The organism is Bacillus carboniphilus (assembly GCF_039522365.1).
Lineage (GTDB): Bacteria > Bacillota > Bacilli > Bacillales > JC228 > Bacillus_BF > Bacillus_BF carboniphilus.
Map to the genome: position 1 here is coordinate 1 of NZ_BAAADJ010000024.1, position 22,206 is coordinate 22,206.

At 36.1% G+C, this 22,206-nt stretch carries 19 protein-coding genes; 11 read left to right on the forward strand and 8 right to left on the reverse strand.

The features are described from left to right. Positions 1 to 363: 363 nt before the first annotated feature. The 8 genes from ABDZ91_RS13555 to dnaA form a co-directional block, all read right to left on the reverse strand. The gene (locus tag ABDZ91_RS13555) at positions 364 to 1,437 is read right to left on the reverse strand and encodes an HD-GYP domain-containing protein (RefSeq protein WP_343799817.1); all 1,074 of its coding nucleotides are present in this window, start codon (positions 1,435 to 1,437) and stop codon (positions 364 to 366) included. 250 nt (positions 1,438 to 1,687) lie between these two features. Beyond that, positions 1,688 to 4,189: a DNA gyrase subunit A gene (gene gyrA, locus ABDZ91_RS13560; protein ID WP_343799818.1), complete on the reverse strand. Its 2,502-nt coding sequence runs from the start codon at positions 4,187 to 4,189 to the stop codon at positions 1,688 to 1,690. A 155-nt stretch (positions 4,190 to 4,344) separates the two neighbouring features. Further along, positions 4,345 to 6,264 (reverse strand): DNA topoisomerase (ATP-hydrolyzing) subunit B, encoded by a 1,920-nt coding sequence (gyrB, locus tag ABDZ91_RS13565; protein ID WP_343800010.1) that lies wholly within the window; start codon positions 6,262 to 6,264, stop codon positions 4,345 to 4,347. A gap of 60 nt (positions 6,265 to 6,324) precedes the next feature. Next, the gene (gene remB / locus ABDZ91_RS13570) at positions 6,325 to 6,555 is read right to left on the reverse strand and encodes an extracellular matrix regulator RemB (protein ID WP_343799819.1); all 231 of its coding nucleotides are present in this window, start codon (positions 6,553 to 6,555) and stop codon (positions 6,325 to 6,327) included. 10 nt (positions 6,556 to 6,565) lie between these two features. After that, on the reverse strand, positions 6,566 to 7,684 hold the full coding sequence (recF, locus tag ABDZ91_RS13575; protein ID WP_343799820.1) for a DNA replication/repair protein RecF: 1,119 nt from the start codon (positions 7,682 to 7,684) through the stop codon (positions 6,566 to 6,568). A gap of 14 nt (positions 7,685 to 7,698) precedes the next feature. Next, positions 7,699 to 7,917, reverse strand: a complete 219-nt coding sequence (gene yaaA / locus ABDZ91_RS13580; protein WP_425541832.1) for a S4 domain-containing protein YaaA — start codon at positions 7,915 to 7,917, stop codon at positions 7,699 to 7,701. 109 nt (positions 7,918 to 8,026) lie between these two features. After that, the gene (gene dnaN, locus ABDZ91_RS13585; RefSeq protein WP_343799822.1) at positions 8,027 to 9,163 is read right to left on the reverse strand and encodes a DNA polymerase III subunit beta; all 1,137 of its coding nucleotides are present in this window, start codon (positions 9,161 to 9,163) and stop codon (positions 8,027 to 8,029) included. Between the two features lie 272 nt (positions 9,164 to 9,435). Beyond that, positions 9,436 to 10,782 (reverse strand): chromosomal replication initiator protein DnaA, encoded by a 1,347-nt coding sequence (dnaA, locus tag ABDZ91_RS13590; protein ID WP_343799823.1) that lies wholly within the window; start codon positions 10,780 to 10,782, stop codon positions 9,436 to 9,438. Positions 10,783 to 11,536: 754 nt separating this feature from the next. On the opposite strand from dnaA, the gene rpmH reads away from it, so the two are divergent. The 11 genes from rpmH to ABDZ91_RS13645 all read left to right on the forward strand — a co-directional run bounded on the left by rpmH (position 11,537) and on the right by ABDZ91_RS13645 (position 22,150). After that, positions 11,537 to 11,671: a 50S ribosomal protein L34 gene (rpmH, locus tag ABDZ91_RS13595; RefSeq protein WP_026561635.1), complete on the forward strand. Its 135-nt coding sequence runs from the start codon at positions 11,537 to 11,539 to the stop codon at positions 11,669 to 11,671. A gap of 119 nt (positions 11,672 to 11,790) precedes the next feature. Beyond that, positions 11,791 to 12,165, forward strand: coding sequence for a ribonuclease P protein component (rnpA, locus tag ABDZ91_RS13600; protein WP_343799828.1), 375 nt, complete (start codon positions 11,791 to 11,793; stop codon positions 12,163 to 12,165). Positions 12,166 to 12,304: 139 nt separating this feature from the next. Further along, positions 12,305 to 13,081, forward strand: a complete 777-nt coding sequence (gene spoIIIJ, locus ABDZ91_RS13605) for a YidC family membrane integrase SpoIIIJ (RefSeq protein WP_343799830.1) — start codon at positions 12,305 to 12,307, stop codon at positions 13,079 to 13,081. A gap of 1 nt (position 13,082) precedes the next feature. Next, positions 13,083 to 13,703 (forward strand): RNA-binding cell elongation regulator Jag/EloR, encoded by a 621-nt coding sequence (gene jag, locus ABDZ91_RS13610; RefSeq protein ID WP_343799832.1) that lies wholly within the window; start codon positions 13,083 to 13,085, stop codon positions 13,701 to 13,703. Between the two features lie 368 nt (positions 13,704 to 14,071). After that, the gene (mnmE, locus tag ABDZ91_RS13615) at positions 14,072 to 15,457 is read left to right on the forward strand and encodes a tRNA uridine-5-carboxymethylaminomethyl(34) synthesis GTPase MnmE (RefSeq protein ID WP_343799834.1); all 1,386 of its coding nucleotides are present in this window, start codon (positions 14,072 to 14,074) and stop codon (positions 15,455 to 15,457) included. Positions 15,458 to 15,484: 27 nt separating this feature from the next. Continuing rightward, entirely contained in the window at positions 15,485 to 17,377 is a 1,893-nt protein-coding gene (gene mnmG, locus ABDZ91_RS13620) for a tRNA uridine-5-carboxymethylaminomethyl(34) synthesis enzyme MnmG (protein ID WP_343799836.1), read from the forward strand. 180 nt (positions 17,378 to 17,557) lie between these two features. Then, on the forward strand, positions 17,558 to 18,274 hold the full coding sequence (rsmG, locus tag ABDZ91_RS13625) for a 16S rRNA (guanine(527)-N(7))-methyltransferase RsmG (protein WP_343799838.1): 717 nt from the start codon (positions 17,558 to 17,560) through the stop codon (positions 18,272 to 18,274). Between the two features lie 238 nt (positions 18,275 to 18,512). After that, positions 18,513 to 19,391 carry a nucleoid occlusion protein gene (gene noc, locus ABDZ91_RS13630; protein ID WP_343799840.1) on the forward strand — a complete coding sequence of 293 codons (879 nt, stop codon included), beginning with the start codon at positions 18,513 to 18,515 and terminating at the stop codon, positions 19,389 to 19,391. Positions 19,392 to 19,692: 301 nt separating this feature from the next. After that, on the forward strand, positions 19,693 to 20,454 hold the full coding sequence (locus ABDZ91_RS13635; RefSeq protein ID WP_343799842.1) for a ParA family protein: 762 nt from the start codon (positions 19,693 to 19,695) through the stop codon (positions 20,452 to 20,454). Continuing rightward, complete coding sequence (locus ABDZ91_RS13640) at positions 20,447 to 21,292, forward strand: ParB/RepB/Spo0J family partition protein (protein ID WP_343799844.1); 846 nt, start codon at positions 20,447 to 20,449, stop codon at positions 21,290 to 21,292. The genes ABDZ91_RS13635 and ABDZ91_RS13640 overlap by 8 nt, the downstream gene beginning before the upstream one ends. 144 nt (positions 21,293 to 21,436) lie before the next feature. After that, positions 21,437 to 22,150: a DUF554 domain-containing protein gene (locus ABDZ91_RS13645; RefSeq protein WP_343799846.1), complete on the forward strand. Its 714-nt coding sequence runs from the start codon at positions 21,437 to 21,439 to the stop codon at positions 22,148 to 22,150. Positions 22,151 to 22,206 lie beyond the last annotated feature (56 nt).

Sequence of the window (22,206 nt, forward strand, 5' to 3'; positions counted from 1 at the left end):
TCCTGAGCCAGGATCAAACTCTCCATAAAAGAAAGATTTGAATAGCTCATAAAATAAAAATTGAATTAACGTTGACGTTTTTCTTTGTTCAGTTTTCAAGGAACACGGTTACTGATTCTAAATCTTATAAAGATTTTTATCAATGATAACCTTCATACTCCTTTCGACTTAATTCCCGACGAAGAAGTAATGTTTTTTTAGTTTCGCTCAACAGCGACTTTTATAATTTATCATCATTCAAGACGAAAGTCAACGCTTTTTCTCTACTTTTTTATACAACCATTATATCCCAAATGTTGACTTGTATAAAAAAATGCATGTAGGTATCTAACCCACATGCATTGGCCATCATCTTTCTAAATCTTAATGTATAATTTTATCAATAAAATATTTACGATTATTCCTTAAATCCAATAATTGTTCGGACTTTTTAATTTTAATGATTGGCCGCAGAGGAGCTTTAGAATCAACAAACATGACATCCCCAATTGAACCATCGTTTAGTTTAACGGTAGAACCTAATGAGAAACCAGCTACATATCGTACCAGGTTTTGAACAATTTCTAAATCAAACTTTCCAAAACTATCTTCTATCATGTTCTCCACAACCTTAAAAGGAGATAATGAGATAAAGTTGCCTTCTCCACTACACATTTCATGGTAATACGCAGCGATGGATATCACTCGTGAAAATTTGTGTATCCGATTAGCTGACTCTCTTTGAGGGTAACCTGACCCATCTAATCTTTCATGATGTTGAAGGATAGCTAGTTTAGTTGCATCCTTAATCGACGGTATGTTTTGAATTAACTTATAACTGTAGAGAGGATGTTTTTTAATTTCTTCTTTTTCTTCAAATGTATTTTTTCCTAGTTTCTTAAGCACTTTTTGATCGACCCTAGCTAACCCACAATCGGCTAGAATGCCCGCAATTGCTATTTGTGCTGCTTCTCCTGCTGGCAAGTTGCTTTTTATTGCTAAGAAACCACTGATAAGCCCAGTAGCTACACTGTGATGATATAAATAATCTTGTTTCTTTGCATATCTATGAATCATAACAAGTTCTTCAGGCTTTTTGGTGAAGGAAATAAATAATGGAATTATACAGTCCCTTATTTTCAAGATATCAATTGGTGACCCAGCTTGCCAACTTTTGAACTCATTTTTATACAAGTCAACTGCACTCATGTATTGAGTATAGAAGCTTGTCTTTTCACTAGATATAGATGTTTCCTCTCCTATACCCTCATTCGGGAAAGGATCTCCGTTTTCTAGTAATTTCTCTACCTCAACCTCATCAATTAAAAATGCTTCTAGCACTTCTAATACTTCTTGGTTTACTACAGTTCTCTTTAACACTATTGGATGATTAGATTTGCTATAAACATCTTTATTTATAATACATCCTTCTATTAAGTCATACACTTTAACTTTCATACTCCACCTCTTGTATGAAAATTTCTTTTTATTCTATTATAGCTTGTTTCTTATGCCTTTTTTGTAAAATTTATCATTTTGTTAATATTTATTTTTTATTGGCCATTAGTTCATGTGTTCAAATAAATATGAACTTACGAACAATGTATTATTATTTAATAGCTACTTCTCAAATACTGTCTACTTTCCAACGATAAGATTTATAAAAAAAATTGACCCAAAAGTTTTCACTTTTGGATCAACGAATTTTTTAAGACTCCATCGTATCATTTGATTCTTCTAATGAATCCTCTTGTACTTCTTCATCTTCTTTTATTTCCTCTTTCTCGACCTTAGCAACGGTTGCTACATAATCCTGATGTTCCTCACCAATTCTAATTAATCGAACACCTTGTGTATTACGTCCCATAGTAGAGATGTCTTCTGTAGCCATTCGGATGAGTACTCCATTGGCTGTAATAATCATAAGATCTTCTTCACCTGTAACAGCCTTCATGCTTACAAGATTTCCATTTTTCTCAGTAATGTTACAGGTTTTTATACCTTTTCCGCCTCGCCCTTGAATTCGATATTCTTCGGCTGGCGTTCTTTTTCCATAACCATTTTTCGTTACAATTAGTATTTCGGAATTTTCATCTAATATTTCCATTCCAACCACTTCATCATCTTCATCAAGCGTTATCCCTTTTACACCCGTAGCGGTTCTTCCCATGGAACGTACATCTGTCTCAGGGAATCGAATAAGCATTCCCTTTTGAGTACCAATGATGATTTCTCTAGATCCATCTGTAAGTCGAACAGATATTAGTTCATCATTTTCACGTAGTGACACGGCAATTAACCCTGATGTTCGAATGTTCCCAAAGGAAGACAATGGAGATCGTTTAGATATTCCATGTTTGGTTGTAAAGAATAGGTACCAATCATCCACAAATTCCTGAACTGGAATGATAGCATTCACCCATTCATCTTTATCTACCTCTAATAAGTTAATGATCGGGAGTCCCTTTGCTGTTCGACTGTATTCAGGAATCTCGTATCCTTTCGAACGATAAACCTTCCCTTTATTCGTGAAGAAAAGAATCGTATCGTGAGTAGAGGTTGTCAACAGATGTTCTACAAAGTCGTCATCGTTGGTACCCATTCCTTGGACGCCTCGTCCACCACGTTTTTGTGAGCGGTATGTTGAAATTGGTAGACGTTTGATATAACCGTTGTGTGTTAACGTTATAACGATGTTTTCTCTTGGAATGAGGTCCTCATCTTCGATACTTTCAACGCCACCAATTGTGATTTCAGTACGTCTTTTATCATTAAATCGTTCTTTAATTTCTAAAAGTTCTTCACGAATAATTTCTAATACCTTTTCATCATCAGCTAAGATTGCTTTTAACTCAGCAATTAACTTGATTAACTCACTATATTCTTCTTCAATTTTATTTCTCTCGAGACCTGTTAATCGCTGAAGTCGCATATCTAGAATGGCTTGAGCTTGCTTTTCTGAAAGGTTGAATTGGCTCATCAATCCTTCACGAGCAATATCTGTCGTTTCAGATGCTCTAATCAGCGCAATAATCTCATCGATATGGTCAAGGGCTATACGTAGACCTTCTAGGATATGTGCTCTTGCTTCAGCCTTTTTTAAATCAAATTCTGTTCTTCTGCGAATAACAACTTTTTGATGTTCAATATAATGACTCAAGGCTTGTTTCAAGTTTAATACTTTTGGTTGCCCGTCAACGAGAGCAAGCATGTTTATACCAAAGCTTGTTTGCAGAGCTGTTTGCTTGTATAGATTGTTTAAGAGAACATTGGCATTTGCATCTTTTCTGACTTCAATCACGATACGCATCCCATTACGATCGGATTCATCACGTAAATCTGTGATCCCTTCTATCTTTTTGTCACGCGCAAGTTCCGCAATTTTTTCAATTAGTTTTGCTTTATTTACCTGATAAGGTATTTCATTCACAATGATGGTTTGTTTACCATTTGCTTTTTCTTCTATTTCAACTTTTGCTCTTAAAGTAATAGATCCTTTTCCTGTTTCATAAGCTTTGCGAATTCCGCTTCTTCCTAGGATTAGACCAGCTGTTGGGAAATCTGGTCCAGGTATGTAATCCATTAACTCTTGAATCGTTATATCAGGATCTTTACTTAGTGCAAGTACACCATCAATGACTTCTCCAAGCTGATGGGGAGGAATATTGGTTGCCATCCCAACAGCAATACCAGATGTACCATTTACTAAAAGGTTTGGAAAACGGGCTGGTAAGACAGCTGGTTCTCTTTCCGATCCATCATAGTTGTCTTTATAATCAATGGTATCTTTATGGATATCGCGGAGTAATTCCATTGAAATTTTAGACATTCTTGCTTCTGTGTAACGCATTGCGGCTGCAGAGTCACCATCTACAGATCCAAAGTTTCCGTGTCCTTCTACCAGCATATAGCGATAGTTAAAATCTTGTGCCATACGAACCATTGTGTCATAAACGGCAGAATCCCCATGTGGATGATACTTACCGATTACTTCACCCACAATACGAGCAGATTTCTTAAATGGCTTATCAGCTCTCATACCTAAATCATGCATCGCATATAAAATACGACGATGTACTGGTTTTAATCCATCTCTTACATCTGGAAGCGCACGAGAGACGATAACACTCATTGCATAATCAAGAAAAGAAGAACGCATTTCTTGGCTAATATTTATTTCCATTACGTTCGATCTTGGCGTTTCAGCCATAAGGAAAACCTCCTTAAGTCATGCCTTTTAGGTCATAGACGTTGTTGGTTAAAAACTAACTAAAGCAGGATAGCAACTTAAGTCTATCCTGCCATTACGAACAGAGCCTTATATTCCAAACCTTTTTCTTGGAATAGCTCTCCCGCTTTACAAAATTAAATATCTAAATTCTTAACATAAACAGCATTTTCTTCAATGAACTGACGTCTTGGTTCAACACGGTCACCCATTAGAATCTCAAATGTTTCATCCGCTTCAATGGCGTCCTGTAGGCTCACTTGTAAAAGTGTACGATTTTCTGGATCCATTGTCGTTTCCCATAGTTGCTCAGGGTTCATTTCTCCAAGACCTTTATAGCGCTGGATATCGGCTTTTGTATTCTCAGGTAGTCCAGCCATAAATTGATTAAGCTGTTTATCGCTATACACATAATCCACTTGTTTACCTTGTTCGATTTTATAAAGTGGTGGTTGTGCTATATAAATATATCCCGCTTCAATAATCTGTCTCATATAACGATAGAAGAAGGTTAAAATAAGAGTTCGAATATGTGCTCCATCTACGTCAGCATCAGTCATAATTACGATTTTATGATAACGTGCCTTGGTAATATCGAAATCCTCACCAATTCCCGTCCCTAAAGCCGTAATAATAGTTCTAATCTCATTATTAGATAAAATTTTATCCAATCGAGCCTTTTCCACGTTTATAATCTTTCCACGCAAAGGAAGAATAGCTTGGAAATGACGGTCTCGACCTTGCTTAGCAGATCCACCGGCAGAATCACCCTCTACCACATAAAGTTCACTTATAGAAGGGTCTTTAGAGGAACAATCCGCTAATTTACCTGGAAGACTTGAAATCTCTAAAGCACTTTTTCTTCTTGTTAATTCTCTTGCTTTTTTGGCAGCTAAACGAGCACGTGATGCCATGAGTCCCTTATCTACAATTTTCCGGGCAATTGAAGGGTTTTCTAACAAGAATTTCTCGAATCCTTCTGAGAATAGTGCATCTGTAACTGTTCTCACTTCAGAATTTCCTAGCTTTGTCTTGGTTTGTCCTTCAAATTGTGGGTCTGGGTGTTTGATAGAAACAATAGCCGTTAGTCCCTCACGAACATCTTCACCTGTAAGATTCGCATCTTGGTCTTTAAACAGATTATTTTTCCGAGCATAGTCGTTAATAACTCTTGTTAGAGCTGTTTTAAATCCTGACTCATGTGTTCCACCTTCATAGGTGTGAATATTATTGGCAAAAGAGTATATATTACTTGTAAAACTGTCATTATATTGGAGTGAAATTTCTGCGGAAATACCTTCTTTTTCACCTTCCATGTAAATAGGCTCTTCATGAAGTACTTCCCTTGAACGGTTTAAATGCTCAACGTAGGATTTAATTCCACCCTCGTAAAGATATTCATTCTTTTTATCATTTCGCTTGTCTTCGATGGTGATTTTTATACCACGATTCAAGAAAGCTAGCTCTCGAATACGATTCGCTAAAGTTTCAAAGTCATACTCAAGGGTTTCTGTGAAAATTTCTGGGTCAGGCTTAAAGTGAGTAATCGTTCCTGTTTGATCGGTTTCACCAATTACTTTTAAATCCTCTGCCGGAACTCCACGGTGATATTGCTGGTAATATACTTTTCCATCTCTATGGACCGTTACATCTAACGTAGTAGATAAGGCATTTACAACAGATGCACCTACACCATGTAATCCACCAGAAACTTTATAACCTCCACCACCAAACTTTCCGCCTGCATGAAGTACGGTCATGATAACTTCTACAGCTGGTCTTCCCATTTTTTCATGAATCCCAACTGGAATACCACGGCCATTATCCGTTACCGTAATACTATTGTCTTCCTCGATGATGACATTGATTTCATCACAATATCCAGCTAAGGCTTCATCAATACTATTATCGACGATTTCCCAAACAAGGTGGTGAAGACCTTTTCCACTGGTTGATCCGATGTACATCCCAGGTCTTTTACGAACTGCCTCAAGACCTTCTAATACCTGTATCTGATTTTCATCATACGCTTGTTCCTGTAGCTTATTTGGATCCATTGCCACAATAACCACCTGCTCTTTCTTTCCGTTCGTACCTTCTCAATTGAAAAATACATGCTACAAGCTTTTTAATCGACATCTCTTTTTCAATGTTTGTGATGAGAAAGGAGATTGATATATATAATCTTTCGTAACAACAAAGGATTTAATGACGCCCTTCCCCAGCTTGTACATTTTGTCATCGTTGTTACTTAAAAACTCTGAAATACACTCTTTAGAAGATTCATCAATAATGGTGATGACATCATCAGTTCGAACTACTATATTTTCACCAACATGTAAGTACATACGTTCACCTCTAAGCTCTTTTAGATAAAGTGCCTGATTCCACGTACCAAACTGTTGCATCATCTAAAACTTGGTGATCAATACCTTCTGTACTTGTCGTCGTTACAAAGGTTTGAACCTTCCCTTGGATCGTGTTTAAAAGATGAGACTGTCTATAATCATCTAGTTCAGATAGAACATCATCTAATAGTAAAATGGGATACTCTCCAATTTCCTTATGAATGAGTTCTATTTCTGCTAGCTTTACAGATAATGCTGTTGTTCGTTGTTGACCTTGGGAACCAAATGTTTGCACATCTCGGTCATTGACAAAAAAAGCTAAGTCATCACGATGTGGTCCTGCTAAGGTAACACCTCGTTCCCATTCTCTAGTTTTTATTTTAGCAAATTTTTCTTGTAAACCATCTACTATTTTCGACAATTCTTCTTCTTCTGATACATTGACCGAAGGGCGATACTTAAGTGCAAGGACTTCCTTCCCTCTTGATATCCCTGAATGGATAGGTCGTGCCCAACTTTCTAGTAACTGTATAAACTCAAAGCGTTTTTGGATAATCTGAGCTGCAAAGTTTATGAGTTGCTCTGTATAAACCTCCAGCATGATTTCATCCTTAACCTTTGCACTTCTTTGCATCTTCAAGAACTGATTACGTTGGAAAAGTGCCTTTTGATACTGACTTAGTGTATGTAAATATATAGGTGAGACCTGTCCAATTTCCATATCAATAAATCTTCTTCGAATCTGTGGGCTTCCTTTTACAATATTCAAGTCCTCTGGTGCAAACATGACAACGTTCATATGTCCGACATACTGACTTAATTTAGATTGTTCAATATGATTAACTTTAGCCTTTTTACCTTTATTTGAAATGACAAGTTTCATAGGTAATGAACCATGTCGTTTTTCTACACTACCTTCTATTTTAGCATATTCTTCTTCCCAACGAATTAATTCTTTATCTTGGGAAGTACGATGGGATTTTGCCATAGCTAATACATAGATAGACTCCATAACATTGGTTTTACCCTGAGCATTTTCACCTTTAATCACATGAATCTTTTCATCGAAGCTTGCCTCGAGATGTTCGTAATTGCGATAATTTTTCAAGCTTAGTTCTTTTATATACATCCCCGGGACTTCCTTTATTCTAAAATTTCGTATTGGCCGACTCCGGGAATATGAAGTTGATCTCCCGCTTTTAACTTTTTCCCTCGACGTTGCTCTAATTCCCCGTTTACGTAAACTTCATGTTCACTTAGAAACCACTTTGCCAAGCCTCCTGAACTAATCAGGTCTAGCATTTTTAACACTTGTCCTAATGTAACATACTCCGTATCAATCTTAATTGATTCCAATTTCATCGCCCCTTTAATTGGCTGTTTGAATATCTCTATTTTACAAAATAAAATTGGATAAAACAAAAGGAGCTAACCCATCACCATTCTTGGTATGCTGGGTCAGCCCCGAACATTAAAATGTTCTTACAGGTAAAATGAGTTGTAAAATAAAGTCATTATCTAAAGAACGAATGACAAATGGCCTCATGGCACCAGTAAAACTTATACGTATATCAGTTGAATCAATAGCTTTTAATGCATCCATTAAATACTTTCCGCTAAAGGAAATCTTTAATTCTTCTCCAGTTATAGATTGGGTTTGTACTTTTTCCACAACGCGACCTATCTCTGGTGAGTCCGAGGATATTTCAACAGCTTCTTCCTCAATGGTTGAGAATTTCACCACATTATTTCTACCTTCACGAGCAAGTAGACTTGCACGGTCAATTGCTTGTAAGAATTCCTTCGCATTCATAACGACTTCTGTTTTGCTTTCAGCCGGAATCAGTCTAGACGTATCAGGATAATTTCCTTCTAACAAACGTGAATAGAATGATAAATTCTCTGTTCTAAAAAGAATTTGGTTTTGAGTTAATACCATTTCAATTGGTTCTTGGCTATCGTCTAAGATTTTGTTTAATTCATTCAAACTTTTTCCTGGGACAACAACATTATGCGTATGCGAATGGTTGTTATCTAGGGGTGCTTTTCGCCATGCTAAACGGTGACTATCTGTTGCAACGAATGTTAATTCATTGTTTTCAATCTTCCAATGAACACCTGTTAGTATCGGTCTAGTTTCGGATGTTGAAACAGCAAATACTGTTTGACGGATCATTGTTTTTAATAAGTCAATTGGTAAGGTGAATACTTCTTCCTCTTCAATTTGAGGTAATCTTGGATATTCATCAGCATCTAATCCGTTAATGGAGAATTCAGCATTTCCGGACTTAATAAATGTTTGAAGGTTTTCTCTTACCTCAATCATGACAGTATCTTCTGGGAGTTTTCGAATTATATCGTTAAAAAACCTTGCTTGTAATACAATACTACCTGTTTTTTCTACCTCAGCTAGTACTTTATCATCTTCAACAGTAGGAATGATGGTTTCAATTGAAATATCAGAATCACTACCTGTTAAGGTAACTCCTTCATCATTAACAAGTAGCTTTACACCAGTCAAAATGGGAATAGTAGTTCTTGAAGAAACAGCTTTCATTACATCTTGTAAACTTTCGACAAGTCGATCCCTTTGAATCGTAAATTTCATGATTCGATCCTCCGTTTTCTGAATCTCTATTTTCTCTATTTTTTTTTCAGATTTATCTTCTTTCTATCATCGCACATTTTTGGGCAGAGTTAAATTCCTTCAGCCCAAAATCTATACGTTTATATTTATTATTTTTTTATTAAAAAGACAGTAATAATAGTAATAAGGGCTGTGAATTTGTGGATAAGTCTATGAAACGAAAGGAAACACAGCCTATCCACATGTGGACAGACTGTGTGTAAGCATGGCCTAGTTATTCACAATACACACAGCTACACTTTTAGTAGCTCTTTAATTTGTTTTAACTGCTTCTGTAATTGTGAGTCAGTATCTAGCAGTTTGGAAATCTTTTCATGAGCATGTATAACAGTTGTATGATCTCTACCACCAAATTCCTCACCAATCTTTGGTAGGGAGAAATCCGTAAGCTCTCTAGACAAGTACATAGCTATTTGTCTAGGAAATGCTACAGACTTAGTTCTTTTTTTCGCTTTAAAATCCTCTAACTTTACATTATATTGATCTCCAACGATTCGCTGAATATCAAGAATGGTTATGGCTTTTGGTTTCGAACTAGGAATAATATCTTTTAAGGCTTCAGCTGCTAAATCAGCATTAATATCTTTATTGATTAGGGATGAATACGCTACAACTCTTATAAGTGCTCCTTCTAATTCACGAATGTTGGAATCAATTTGATTCGCGATATAAAGCATAACTTCATTCGGAATATCAAGGCCTTCAGCTTTTGCCTTTTTCCGTAAGATAGCTATTCTCGTTTCAAGGTCAGGTGGGGTAATGTCTGTTATTAGACCCCATTCAAACCGTGAACGTAAACGCTCCTCTAAAGTAGGAATTTCCTTCGGTGGACGATCACTTGAGATAATAATTTGCTTACTTTCTTCATGAAGAGTATTAAAAGTATGGAAGAATTCTTCTTGTGTCGATTCTTTCCCAGCCAAAAATTGAATATCATCAATTAACAAAACATCTACGTTGCGATATTTATTACGAAAATCCACTGCTTTATTATCGCGAATGGAGTTAATGAATTCGTTAGTAAATTTCTCTGAAGACAGATAAACCACTTTCGCCTTAGGGTTATGTTCAATGACATAGTGTCCAATGGAATGCATCAAGTGGGTTTTCCCTAGTCCAACTCCTCCATAGATAAATAGGGGGTTGTATGCTTTTGCTGGTGCTTCCGCAACTGCAAGCGATGCAGCATGAGCGAAACGGTTCCCAGATCCAATTACAAACGTATCGAATGTATATTTAGGGTTTAACATATGTTGTGGAAGATCGACAGGCTCATCATTTACTTCCACTTTTTTTGGAGGTAAATTGACTTCAATATCATCCTCTTGTTTACTTTGCGGAATGATGAATTTAACCTCAAGTTCTTCTCCAATTAGATCCAATAGAACAGTTGATATTAATTGACTGTAATGTCCTTCAAGCCAGTCGCGGGCAAACTCATTTGGCGCCACAATTACGAGGGTGTCATCCTTTAACGCATGAGCTTTAGTAGATTTTAGCCACGTTTCGAAGCTTGGCTTACTTATTTTCTTTTGAATCTTTCCAAGTGCCTGGTCCCATAGATCATCTATATTTTTCAAATTGAACCCTCCTTTGCCCGCAAATTTTTCTTTATACTTACGGTTTTATGTAAAGAGCATTGGTCTCTTTACCTTACACAAATCTAGGAATCTTTTAATAAAGCTAGAAAATGGCCTCAGAGAGAATACAAATTGTATTGGACTCTGAAGCCTATTCCTATTACTAAGTATCACAATAATAAAAATAAGTGCTGAATGAAATGTGGATAAAAATATAATAAGGAAGAAAATCAACTTTTCGACAATTATCACCGTCTGTGGACAAGTTTTATTCACTGGCTGGGGAAAACTATCCACAAGTTATTCACAGTTTGTGGATAACCGAATAATCCACAATCCCTTTTCCTCAAGTAAAACAAGAATATCATATCAAATTGTTCTTGTCTCCGCAATGAGTTTATGAAATTATCCACAAGAAAAACAGTCTGTGTGTATCTTTTTTCCACACTTTCATAATTTGTGAAAAACTTGTCGAAAACTTGTGTGGATAATAAAAATTATGTCGTTTTTTATCCACAAACGATGGAGAGAATCATTTTGCTGTTATAGTACAGTGGTTTTTATAATATAAAATTTCTATTTTAAAAAGATTGTTTCTTCAGTATTAGGATGAAAATTTAATTATATAAAATTAGCCTAGGTATATACCTAATAATGGATGTATAGAAAGAGCCTTGACATTAAGTGTGGCCATCCTTATAATGAGAAAGAATGTCTTTAGAGCAAATGCTATTCCTCAGAGGAGGTGTCATACATGAAAAGAACATACCAACCAAATAAACGTAAAAGAAGCAAGGTACATGGTTTCCGTTCACGCATGAGCACAGCAAATGGACGTAAAGTTTTAGCTCGTCGCCGTCGTAGAGGGAGAAAAGTACTTTCTGCATAAACCACTGAATATTGATCAGTGGTCTTTTTTTTACAGTTTTCTTAATAAAAGTAGGTTGTTTTTTCGCAAATATGGAAATGCTTCATACCAGTTAGAAGCCAAAAATTGCAGGTGTTTCGATGAAGAAAGAATATAGAGTTAAAAAGAATGAAGATTTCCAGGTGATATTTAAAAAAGGAAAGTCAGTAGCCAATCGACAATTTGTTCTGTATAGCTTAAAGAAGGAGCAGCAGGACCATTTCCGAATTGGGATATCCGTGAGTAAGAAGTTGGGGAATGCAGTCAAACGTAACTACATTAAAAGATGTATTAGAAAGTTCTTTCAGGACTATCAAGATCATCTATTAGCTGGGCATGATTATTTAGTTATTGCTAGAAAACCCACTTCTGAGATGGACTTTGCAGAAATGGAAAAAAGTTTGATTCATGTAACCAGGTTAGGGAAGGTTTTACGTAAACCAACCAACGAATCGAAAAAAGTTACGAAAAAGTGAAAGGTATTTTTCTTTTTCTCTAGAACTAATAATAATGCCACAATGCATATATAAGAAAATAATGGTACAATACCTTTTGGATAAGTATCACCATTTATAGAAGAAAGGTAATAGGTGTTTAGATAGGAGGCAAAGGTCGTTGAAGAAACGAATAGTGTTAATACTCACTTTAATTGGTATTGTAATGCTCTTATCAGGGTGTACCGAAATAAATCAAGATATCACAAGTGAGAGCACTGGAATTTGGAATGAGTATTTTGTATATCCACTTTCATGGCTCATCATTAAAATATCGACTTTAGTTGGAGAGGACTACGGTTTAGGTATTATCCTCGTTACACTTTTAATTCGATTTGCAATACTACCACTAATGATTAAGCAAACTAAAAACTCAAAAGCAATGCAGGCTTTACAACCAGAAATGCAAAAACTCCGTGAGAAATATAGTTCAAAAGATCAACAAACTCAACAAAAATTGCAACAGGAAATGATGCAGCTTTTCCAAAAGCATAATGTAAACCCATTAGCAGGTTGTTTCCCATTGTTGATTCAAATGCCAATCCTGATTGGTTTTTACCATGCAATTATGAGAACAGCTGAAGTAAGGGAACATACATTTTTATGGTTTGATTTAGGTGCTCCAGATCCATTTTTTATTCTTCCTTTAGTAGCAGGAGCGACTACTTTCTTACAGCAAAAAATTATGATGGCGGGAACAGAGAATGTCCAACCACAAATGCAAATGATGCTTTGGATCATGCCAATCATGATTATCATATTTGCTGTTACTCTACCATCGGCACTTTCATTATACTGGGTAGTAGGGAACATCTTCATGATTGTTCAAACGCTACTAATTAAAGGGCCAGATCTTAAAAAGACTGCAGAAACTGGTAAAGCAGGGGGAAGTAAATAAAGTGAAGCAAAAAACAGCTACAGGGCAATCGGTCGATGAGGCAATTCAGTCTGCTCTATCTGAGTTGAATATTTCGATAGATCAGGCTGAGATAACTATTGTGGATGAAGGTAAAAAAGGATTATTGGGGATCTTTGGTTCTAGACCTGCAATTGTAAAGGTAAAAGTAAAAGAAGACCCTCTTTCGGATTCCGTTAAATACTTAGAAGCTGTGACCAAGATGATGGGCACTAATGTCCAAATTGATGTCAACAAAAATGGTCGAGTGCTAGAAATGAATGTAACAAGTGATAAATCCGGTTTACTAATTGGAAAAAGAGGACAAACGTTAAATGCACTTCAGTATTTAACTCAATTAGTAGCAAATCATTCTTCTGACCAGTATGTTACAGTCATTCTAGATGCTGAAAACTACAGGGAAAAGAGAAATGAAACACTGGTACAATTAGCTGAACGTTTAGCATATAAAGCCATTCAGACTAAGAAAGAAGTTTCATTAGAGCCGATGCCTTCCTATGAAAGAAAGGTCATACATACGGCACTTTCCCATAATCATAAGGTTCGGACCTTCTCGAGTGGAGCTGAGCCAAACCGACATATTGTAATTGCACCTGAGCTGTAGACATCTTTGATTAGTTAAATCCCTTAAGCCATGTTAATGGTTTAAGGGATTTTTTTTTTATTTTTTAGCTAGTTATAATATTAGATATTTTATTATACATAAATACTTTTCGGGCCACTTCTCAATCCGAAATGCATCCGTTGTTATTCACATGTGGATAAGATAAAATATCGGAAGAAGCAGAATAGACTTGTGGATAGTGATGTCTTCTTTTTTGGTATAAAAAATGATAAACTTAAAATTTAGGGCTTGTTTTGTGGATAAAAGGAAAACATAGTAAGAAAAGCCAAACTGCCATGAAACCAGAGCATTATATGAAAGTGAGTTCATTAAAATAGATGAAGATCAAGCTGAAATGAGGTGAAAAGATGGAATTTGATACAATTGCTGCGATTTCCACTCCAATGGGAGAGGGAGCAATCGCAATTGTTCGTTTAAGTGGGGATCAAGCAATTGAAATTGCAGACCGGTTGTTTATTGCGAAAAATAAAAAGAAACTAGAAATGATGGAAACTCATACGATTCATTACGGACACATACAGGAGCCAAAAACAGGTGATATTGTAGAGGAAGTAATGGTATCAATGATGAGGGGGCCAAAAACGTTTACCCGTGAAGATGTGGTAGAAATCAACTGTCATGGGGGTATGGTATCGGTTAACCGAATTTTACAATTAGTACTAAAGTACGGTGCTCGTTTAGCTGAGCCAGGTGAATTTACTAAGCGTGCCTTTCTAAATGGAAGAATTGATTTATCTCAAGCCGAAGCGGTAATGGACTTAATTCGTGCTAAAACAGATAAAGCGATGAATGTAGCCATTAACCAAATAGAAGGCAGGTTATCAAAACTAATCCAAGGATTAAGACAAGAGATTCTAGAAACCTTGGCACATGTGGAAGTCAATATTGATTACCCAGAATATGATGATGTGGAAGAAATGACACACCATGTTCTTTTAGATAAGGCTAAAAAGGTTCAATCACAAATTGAATCTTTATTACAAACAGCTTCACAAGGAAAAATATTAAGAGAAGGTATTTCTACCGTGATAATCGGACGTCCGAATGTTGGAAAATCCTCTTTATTGAATAGTCTTGTTCAAGAAAATAAGGCTATTGTAACAGATATTCCAGGGACAACCCGAGATGTAATTGAAGAATATGTAAATATCAGAGGAGTCCCTTTAAGGCTCGTTGATACTGCTGGGATACGTGAGACGGAAGACATTGTTGAAAGAATAGGGGTAGAGAGGTCACGAAAAGTATTAAAAGAAGCAGACTTAATTTTGCTTGTTTTAAACTATTCCGAAGAGCTTTCTGACGAAGATATTAATTTGTTTAAGGCAATAGAGGGCATGGATGCCATTATTCTAGTAAATAAAACCGACTTACCTCCAAAAATTGATCTCGATAAAGTACGTAAGTTAGCATCTAATCAACCAGTAATTACTACTTCTTTATTAAATGAAGAAGGTATTGATCAACTAGAAGAGGCCATTGCTGCTCTCTTTTTTGAGGGTGAATTAGATGTTGGAGATATAACCTATGTATCCAACAGTCGTCATATTGCGTTATTAAATCAGGCATTGCAATCAATTGAAGATGCCATTACTGCAGTTGAAAATGGAACACCAATTGACTTAGTTCAAATTGATATGACGCGTGCTTGGGAATTACTCGGTGAAATTATTGGAGATGCTGTTCATGAAAGCTTAATTGATCAGCTATTTTCGCAATTTTGCTTAGGTAAATAATATAACCTTTTAAAAGGAGGTAGTGATATGCAGCATTATGAAGCTGGAGATTTTGATGTCGTTGTTATTGGTGCGGGCCATGCTGGTTGTGAAGCGGGACTAGCCGCTGCAAGACTGGGTGCCAAGACACTAATGATTACCATCAATTTAGATATGGTTGCATTTATGCCATGTAACCCATCTGTTGGTGGTCCAGCTAAGGGGATTGTTGTACGGGAAATAGATGCCCTTGGCGGTGAAATGGCTAAAAATATCGACAAAACACATATTCAAATGAGAATGTTGAACACAGGAAAGGGTCCTGCAGTTCGAGCTCTACGTGCGCAAGCTGATAAGTTTTCTTATCAACATGAAATGAAAAAAACGTTAGAGAATGAACCTAATTTAACACTACTTCAAGGGATGGTTGAAAGACTTGTAGTGGAAGATGGAGAATGTAAGGGTATCATTACTCAAACAGGAGCCATGTATAAAGCAAAAACAGTGGTTATTACAACAGGAACCTTCCTAAGAGGAGAAATTATTTTAGGAGAACTAAAGTATTCCAGTGGGCCAAATAACCAACAACCCTCTATTAAGCTGTCCGAACATTTAGAGGAACTTGGGTTTGATTTAGTACGTTTTAAAACGGGGACACCTCCAAGAGTGAATAGTCATACAATTGATTATTCTAAAACTGAAGTTCAACCAGGTGATGAGGTACCAAGAGCTTTTTCATATGAAACAACAAAGTATATTACAGATCAACTACCTTGTTGGTTAACGTATACGAATGATCTAACACACCAAATTATTGATGAGAATTTACATCGTTCTCCAATGTTCTCAGGAATGATTAAAGGAACAGGACCACGTTATTGTCCTTCCATTGAGGATAAGGTAGTTCGATTTAATGATAAGCCTAGGCATCAAATTTTCCTAGAGCCAGAAGGACGGAATACCCAAGAAGTATATGTACAGGGACTATCTACTAGCTTGCCAGAAGATGTACAACGTAAAATTTTAAGCACTATTCCAGGACTAGAGAATGTTCAAATGATGAGAGCGGGATATGCAATTGAATATGATGCAATTGTACCAACACAATTATGGCCAACATTAGAGACTAAAAAGGTCAAAAACCTTTATACAGCTGGCCAAATTAACGGTACATCTGGATACGAAGAAGCTGCTGGACAAGGTATTATGGCGGGAATAAATGCAGGATGTCGTGCAACTGGAAAAGAAGAAGTGGTATTAAGCCGTTCAGATGCTTATATTGGTGTACTTATTGATGATTTAGTTACAAAAGGAACAAATGAACCATATCGACTATTAACTTCTAGAGCAGAATACCGATTACTACTACGTCATGATAATGCAGATTTAAGATTAACTGAAATTGGACATAAGATTGGTCTTATTAGTGAAGAGAGATATCTCAAATTTGAAGCAAAGAAACAAGCTATTGAAGAAGAAAAAGAAAGACTTCGATCTATTATCATCAAACCTAATGAGACAACTCAGGAGCTAATCAGAAGTGTAGGTGGTAGTGAATTAAAGGACGGAATAAAAGCTATTGATTTGTTAAAGAGACCTGAAATAACGTATTCTCATATTTATCAGCTAGCACCTGCAGAAACGGAAATAGATGAAGAGATTATGGAACAGGTTGAGATTCAAGTTAAATATGAAGGGTATATCCAAAAGTCTTTACAACAAGTGGAAAGATTAAAGAAGATGGAAGATAAAAAAGTTCCTGTTGATATTGATTATGATGCCATTCACGGATTAGCTAATGAAGCACGTCAAAAGCTAAAAGAGGTTCGTCCATTATCTATTGCACAAGCTTCAAGGATATCTGGTGTCAATCCAGCAGATATCTCAATACTTCTTGTTTATATAGAACAAGGAAAAATTGCAAAGGTTTCTAATAACTAATTTCATTAAATTTGACTATAGAACAGTGGTGTGAGTGGAACAAAAGGACCATTTTACTAATAAGTGGCACTCCACTCCACTTTTCATTTCCTTAAATACTTTGGTTATCTAGCTTAAGCGTCTAGTTACTCGACTCGCTTGATCGAGGAGTTTCTGCATTTATGTAAAGGATGTGTTTCAATGAAGGAGCTAGAGTTTCAAAATTTACTTCAAGAAAAAGGAATTACCTTATCATCAGAACAATTAGAGCAGTTTAGATTATATTATGAACTTCTAATTGAGTGGAATGAGAAAATAAACTTAACTGCTATAACAGACCGTGACGAAGTATATGAAAAACATTTCTATGACTCCATTTCAGCTGCTTTTTATACCTCTATGGAAGAAGTAGAAACGTTCTGTGATGTTGGAGCGGGTGCGGGTTTTCCAAGTATTCCGTTAAAAATTTGCTTTCCACATTTGAAAATATCGATTGTTGATTCCCTAAAAAAGAGGATAACTTTTTTAGAAGAATTAGCGTCTAAACTTCATTTGAAGAATGTTTCTTTATATCATTATCGAGCTGAGGAATTCGGTAGAAAACCCGAACATCGTGAACAGTATGATTTGGTTACGGCTAGAGCTGTTGCCAGGATGTCAGTGTTAAGTGAATTGTGCCTTCCTTTGGTAAAACCTAATGGCCAATTTATTGCATTGAAAGGATCCCAAGGAAATGAAGAGTGGATAAAAGGGAAAAAAGCCGTATCTTTACTTGGAGGGGAACTAATTGATCAAGTTTCGTTCTCTCTTCCGTATGAAGATCATCAACGTACAATTTATAAAATTAGGAAGGTAAAACCTACACCTAAAAAGTATCCACGTAAACCTGGGACTCCTAATAAACAACCTCTAGAATAAGGAAGAAGAGGATTATTTTAGCAGAATGGAAAACCTAAATAGATTTGCGCTATTTGAGTGGTGTCATGCCTAATTATGATAAAATAATATGTATATATTATTTAGGAGCTTACTTCAGGTATAAATGTTTCACGTGAAACATTTTATTCTGGAATTAGAAAAAGCATAAGTTTTTGCAGGAACTTTTGAACTAGAAAGAGAATAATAACTAGGGAGTTTCTTTAAGGTGGTGTAGGGAATGAAAAGTCCATTCTCACGTTTTTTTGGAATGACTGAGAAAGTGACAGAAGAAGTTGAAGTAGAAATGGAAATGGAGTTAGAGGAAGACTATTCTATTAAAAACGAAAAGGAAATCAATCAAATTCCTGTAGCACAAATAGTTCCAAATAGATATCAACCTCGGACTGTTTTTAACGATGAGAAGATAGAAGAGTTAGCAAGAACGATACATACTCATGGAATTATTCAACCAATAGTTGTAAGACAGGTTGAGGAAGAATTATATGAGATTATTGCTGGAGAAAGACGCTTTAGAGCGGTTCAGTCCTTAGAATGGGAAACAATTCCTGCAATAATTAAAAACTTCAATGATACTGAAACAGCATCTGTTGCTCTAATAGAAAACCTCCAACGTGAGGAGTTATCACCCATCGAAGAAGCTATTGCTTATGGGAAACTCTTAGAGCTACATAATCTAACACAAGAAGCCTTAGCACAACGTTTAGGGAAGGGACAGTCTACTGTTGCCAATAAATTAAGGCTATTAAAACTTCCACAGGAAGTTCAGAATGCTTTATTAAGTAAACAAATTACAGAAAGACATGCCCGGGCGTTAATTCCTCTTAAAAATCCAGAAAAACAGGTGAACCTGCTGCAGGAAATCATCGAGAAACAATTAAATGTAAAACAAACGGAAGACCGCGTGGTCAAGCTTTTGGAAAAAAATGAGGTTAAGCCTAAGCCAAAGAAGAAGGCTTTTAGTAAAGATATGAGAATTGCAGTAAACACAATTCGCCAGTCATTAACAATGGTAAACGATAGCGGGATTAAGTTAGATACAGAAGAAGAGGAATTTGAAGAGTTTTACCAATTTACAATTAAAATCCCTAAGAAATAATACATTTTTTATCTATTATTCTAATTATAATGTCCTCCAAAGCAACCAATACCTTTAACTTATTAAGGTGGTATCTGCTTTGTGGAGGACTTTTTTGTATATATAGCTAGGTACGAATGTATCTGTGCAGTTTAAGTGTAGTATTTATCAGGACAAACAAGAGCTCCTGTTATTGAGATTATGGTTTAATTTGGTACCTTCTTCTATGTTTATCTTTTCTATTTTTCTTAGCCTTTCTGATTTTTCATGATACAATAGATTACATGATTACTAGAAAGTTATGTAAAAGGTAGGTGACATCGTGGGCAAGATCGTTGCGATTGCTAACCAAAAGGGTGGTGTTGGTAAAACAACAACATCAGTTAATCTTGGAGCATGTTTAGCATACATAGGTAAAAAGGTTTTGCTCGTCGACGTTGACCCCCAAGGGAATGCAACAAGTGGGGTTGGTATCGATAAAGCAGATGTCGAACAGTGTATATATGATATTTTAGTTGAGGATATTCCAGCAGAAAAAGTAGTAAAGGGAACAAAAGTTGAAAATCTATTTGCTATTCCTGCAACCATTCAATTAGCAGGAGCTGAGATTGAATTAGTTCCAACTATTTCTCGGGAAGTTCGCCTTAAGCGGGCATTAGAAAACTTAAAAAGTGAATATGATTACATCATTATTGATTGTCCACCTTCTTTAGGTCTTCTAACTCTTAACGCATTAACTGCTTCGGATGCCGTTTTGATCCCAGTTCAATGTGAATACTATGCCCTTGAGGGTCTAAGTCAATTATTAAACACAGTTCGACTTGTACAAAAACATCTAAATAATCAATTAACGATTGAAGGTGTTCTTTTAACTATGCTGGATGCCAGAACAAACTTAGGTATTCAGGTAATAGAAGAAGTGAAAAAATATTTTCAAGAAAAAGTGTTTCAAACCATTATTCCTCGTAACATTCGGTTGAGTGAGGCACCTAGCCACGGAGAGCCTATTATTATATATGATCCTAAATCTCGTGGGGCAGAGGTATATTTAGACTTGGCAAAGGAAGTGGTGGCGAATGGCTAAAGGGCTTGGAAAAGGAATTAATGCTCTCTTTTCAAATTTAGAAGTAGGAAATGAAGAAACAGTCCAGGAAGTTAAGGTTAACGATATTCGTCCAAACCCATATCAACCTCGAAAGGTTTTTAAACCAGAAGCCATTGAGGAATTAAAAGAATCAATTTTGGAACATGGTATTCTTCAGCCTATTATCCTTCGAAAAAGTATAAAGGGATATGAAATTGTTGTTGGAGAAAGACGCTTCCGTGCTGCAAAAGATGCTAAACTCCAAGCAATTCCTGCTGTTATTAGAGAGTTATCAGAAAAACAGATGATGGAGCTAGCTGTTTTAGAAAATCTGCAGAGGGAGGACTTAACTCCAATTGAAGAAGCAATGGCTTATCAGAGACTTATGGAGAAACTGGGCATAACGCAAGAACAATTAGCCAAACGTCTTGGAAAGAGCAGACCGCATATAGCCAACCATGTTCGTTTGCTATCATTACCCCAGGAGATTCAACAATACATAACTGATGGCTCTATATCCATGGGGCACGGTCGAGCTCTACTTGGCTTGCGTAATAAGGAGCTTCTAAAACAGGTTGTCCAAAAAGTAATAAAGGAACAAATAAATGTAAGACAGCTTGAGGAGTTAATTTTCAGGTTGAACGAAAATGTTTCACGTGAAACAAAAGCAACTACGAAGCCTAAGAAAGATGTGTTCGTCCAAGAACAAGAATCCATACTTCGAGAAAAATTTGGTACTACAGTTAACATCGTACAAAAGAAGAAAAAAGGGAAAATTGAGATTGAGTTCTTTTCAAAGGAAGACCTCGACCGAATATTAGAATTACTTGATCGATAAGTGATAAACCATCTTCTAGATGGTTCTTTTTTTACTGAATAAGAAAGTCTTGCAGTTTGATAACGGGGCTGACGAGTCATTTTTTTTGATTTTTAGTAAACGAGAGCTTAGAAGAGTTAGGAATGTTTAGGAGGCTTGGGCAGTATGGTGCTCTTTGGCACAATCATCAATGGGATTACTATTATATTAGGAACGATTATCGGCAAATTTCTATCCAAAATTCCAGACCAAATGAAAACAACAGTCATGCATGGTATTGGATTAGCAGTTGTTGTCCTAGGCTTGCAAATGGCCTTTAAAAGTGAACAGTTTCTCTATGTGATTATCAGCTTAGTATTAGGTGCAGTCATAGGTGAATGGATTGATCTTGATGGTAAACTAAATGCATGTGGGAATTGGTTAGAAAAAAAATTAGGTGCATTTGGGAGTGGGCAAATCTCACAAGGTTTTGTTACAGCGACCTTAATATTTGTGATTGGAGCAATGGCTATTCTGGGTGCATTAGATAGTGGAATGAAAAATAATCATGATATCCTCTTAACAAAGGCGATTATAGATGGATTTACTGCACTCATTTTAACAACAACATTAGGAATTGGTGTTATGTTTTCAGCTATTCCAGTCGTCATTTATCAAGGAACAATTGCTTTGTTAGCAGCACAAATAGTAGCTTTGGTTCCGAGTGTTCTTTTAGACCAACTGATAGCTGAAATTACTGCCTCTGGTGGGGTTATGATATTAGCAATTGGCCTTAATCTAACGGGAATTACTAAAATAAGGGTTGCAAACTTATTACCGGGTATTATGGTGATTATAGTATTGGTGATTGTGATGTATAACCTAAATGGTATCTTATAACTTTATCAGATAATGTTACAGGATGTGCGTGTGTATAACAGATGCTAGCAATATAA

Excerpts from the sequence above, each read along its gene's own strand:
- ABDZ91_RS13555 (WP_343799817.1), bottom strand. The coding sequence starts at position 1,437 with ATGAAAGTTAAAGTGTATGACTTAATAGAAGGATGTATTATAAATAAA.
- gyrA (WP_343799818.1), bottom strand. The coding sequence starts at position 4,189 with ATGGCTGAAACGCCAAGATCGAACGTAATGGAAATAAATATTAGCCAA.
- gyrB (WP_343800010.1), bottom strand. The coding sequence starts at position 6,264 with ATGGATCCAAATAAGCTACAGGAACAAGCGTATGATGAAAATCAGATA.
- remB (WP_343799819.1), bottom strand. The coding sequence starts at position 6,555 with ATGTACTTACATGTTGGTGAAAATATAGTAGTTCGAACTGATGATGTC.
- recF (WP_343799820.1), bottom strand. The coding sequence starts at position 7,684 with ATGTATATAAAAGAACTAAGCTTGAAAAATTATCGCAATTACGAACAT.
- yaaA (WP_425541832.1), bottom strand. The coding sequence starts at position 7,917 with ATGAAATTGGAATCAATTAAGATTGATACGGAGTATGTTACATTAGGA.
- dnaN (WP_343799822.1), bottom strand. The coding sequence starts at position 9,163 with ATGAAATTTACGATTCAAAGGGATCGACTTGTCGAAAGTTTACAAGAT.
- rpmH (WP_026561635.1), top strand. The coding sequence starts at position 11,537 with ATGAAAAGAACATACCAACCAAATAAACGTAAAAGAAGCAAGGTACAT.
- rnpA (WP_343799828.1), top strand. The coding sequence starts at position 11,791 with ATGAAGAAAGAATATAGAGTTAAAAAGAATGAAGATTTCCAGGTGATA.
- mnmE (WP_343799834.1), top strand. The coding sequence starts at position 14,072 with ATGGAATTTGATACAATTGCTGCGATTTCCACTCCAATGGGAGAGGGA.
- mnmG (WP_343799836.1), top strand. The coding sequence starts at position 15,485 with ATGCAGCATTATGAAGCTGGAGATTTTGATGTCGTTGTTATTGGTGCG.
- rsmG (WP_343799838.1), top strand. The coding sequence starts at position 17,558 with ATGAAGGAGCTAGAGTTTCAAAATTTACTTCAAGAAAAAGGAATTACC.
- noc (WP_343799840.1), top strand. The coding sequence starts at position 18,513 with ATGAAAAGTCCATTCTCACGTTTTTTTGGAATGACTGAGAAAGTGACA.
- ABDZ91_RS13640 (WP_343799844.1), top strand. The coding sequence starts at position 20,447 with ATGGCTAAAGGGCTTGGAAAAGGAATTAATGCTCTCTTTTCAAATTTA.
- ABDZ91_RS13645 (WP_343799846.1), top strand. The coding sequence starts at position 21,437 with ATGGTGCTCTTTGGCACAATCATCAATGGGATTACTATTATATTAGGA.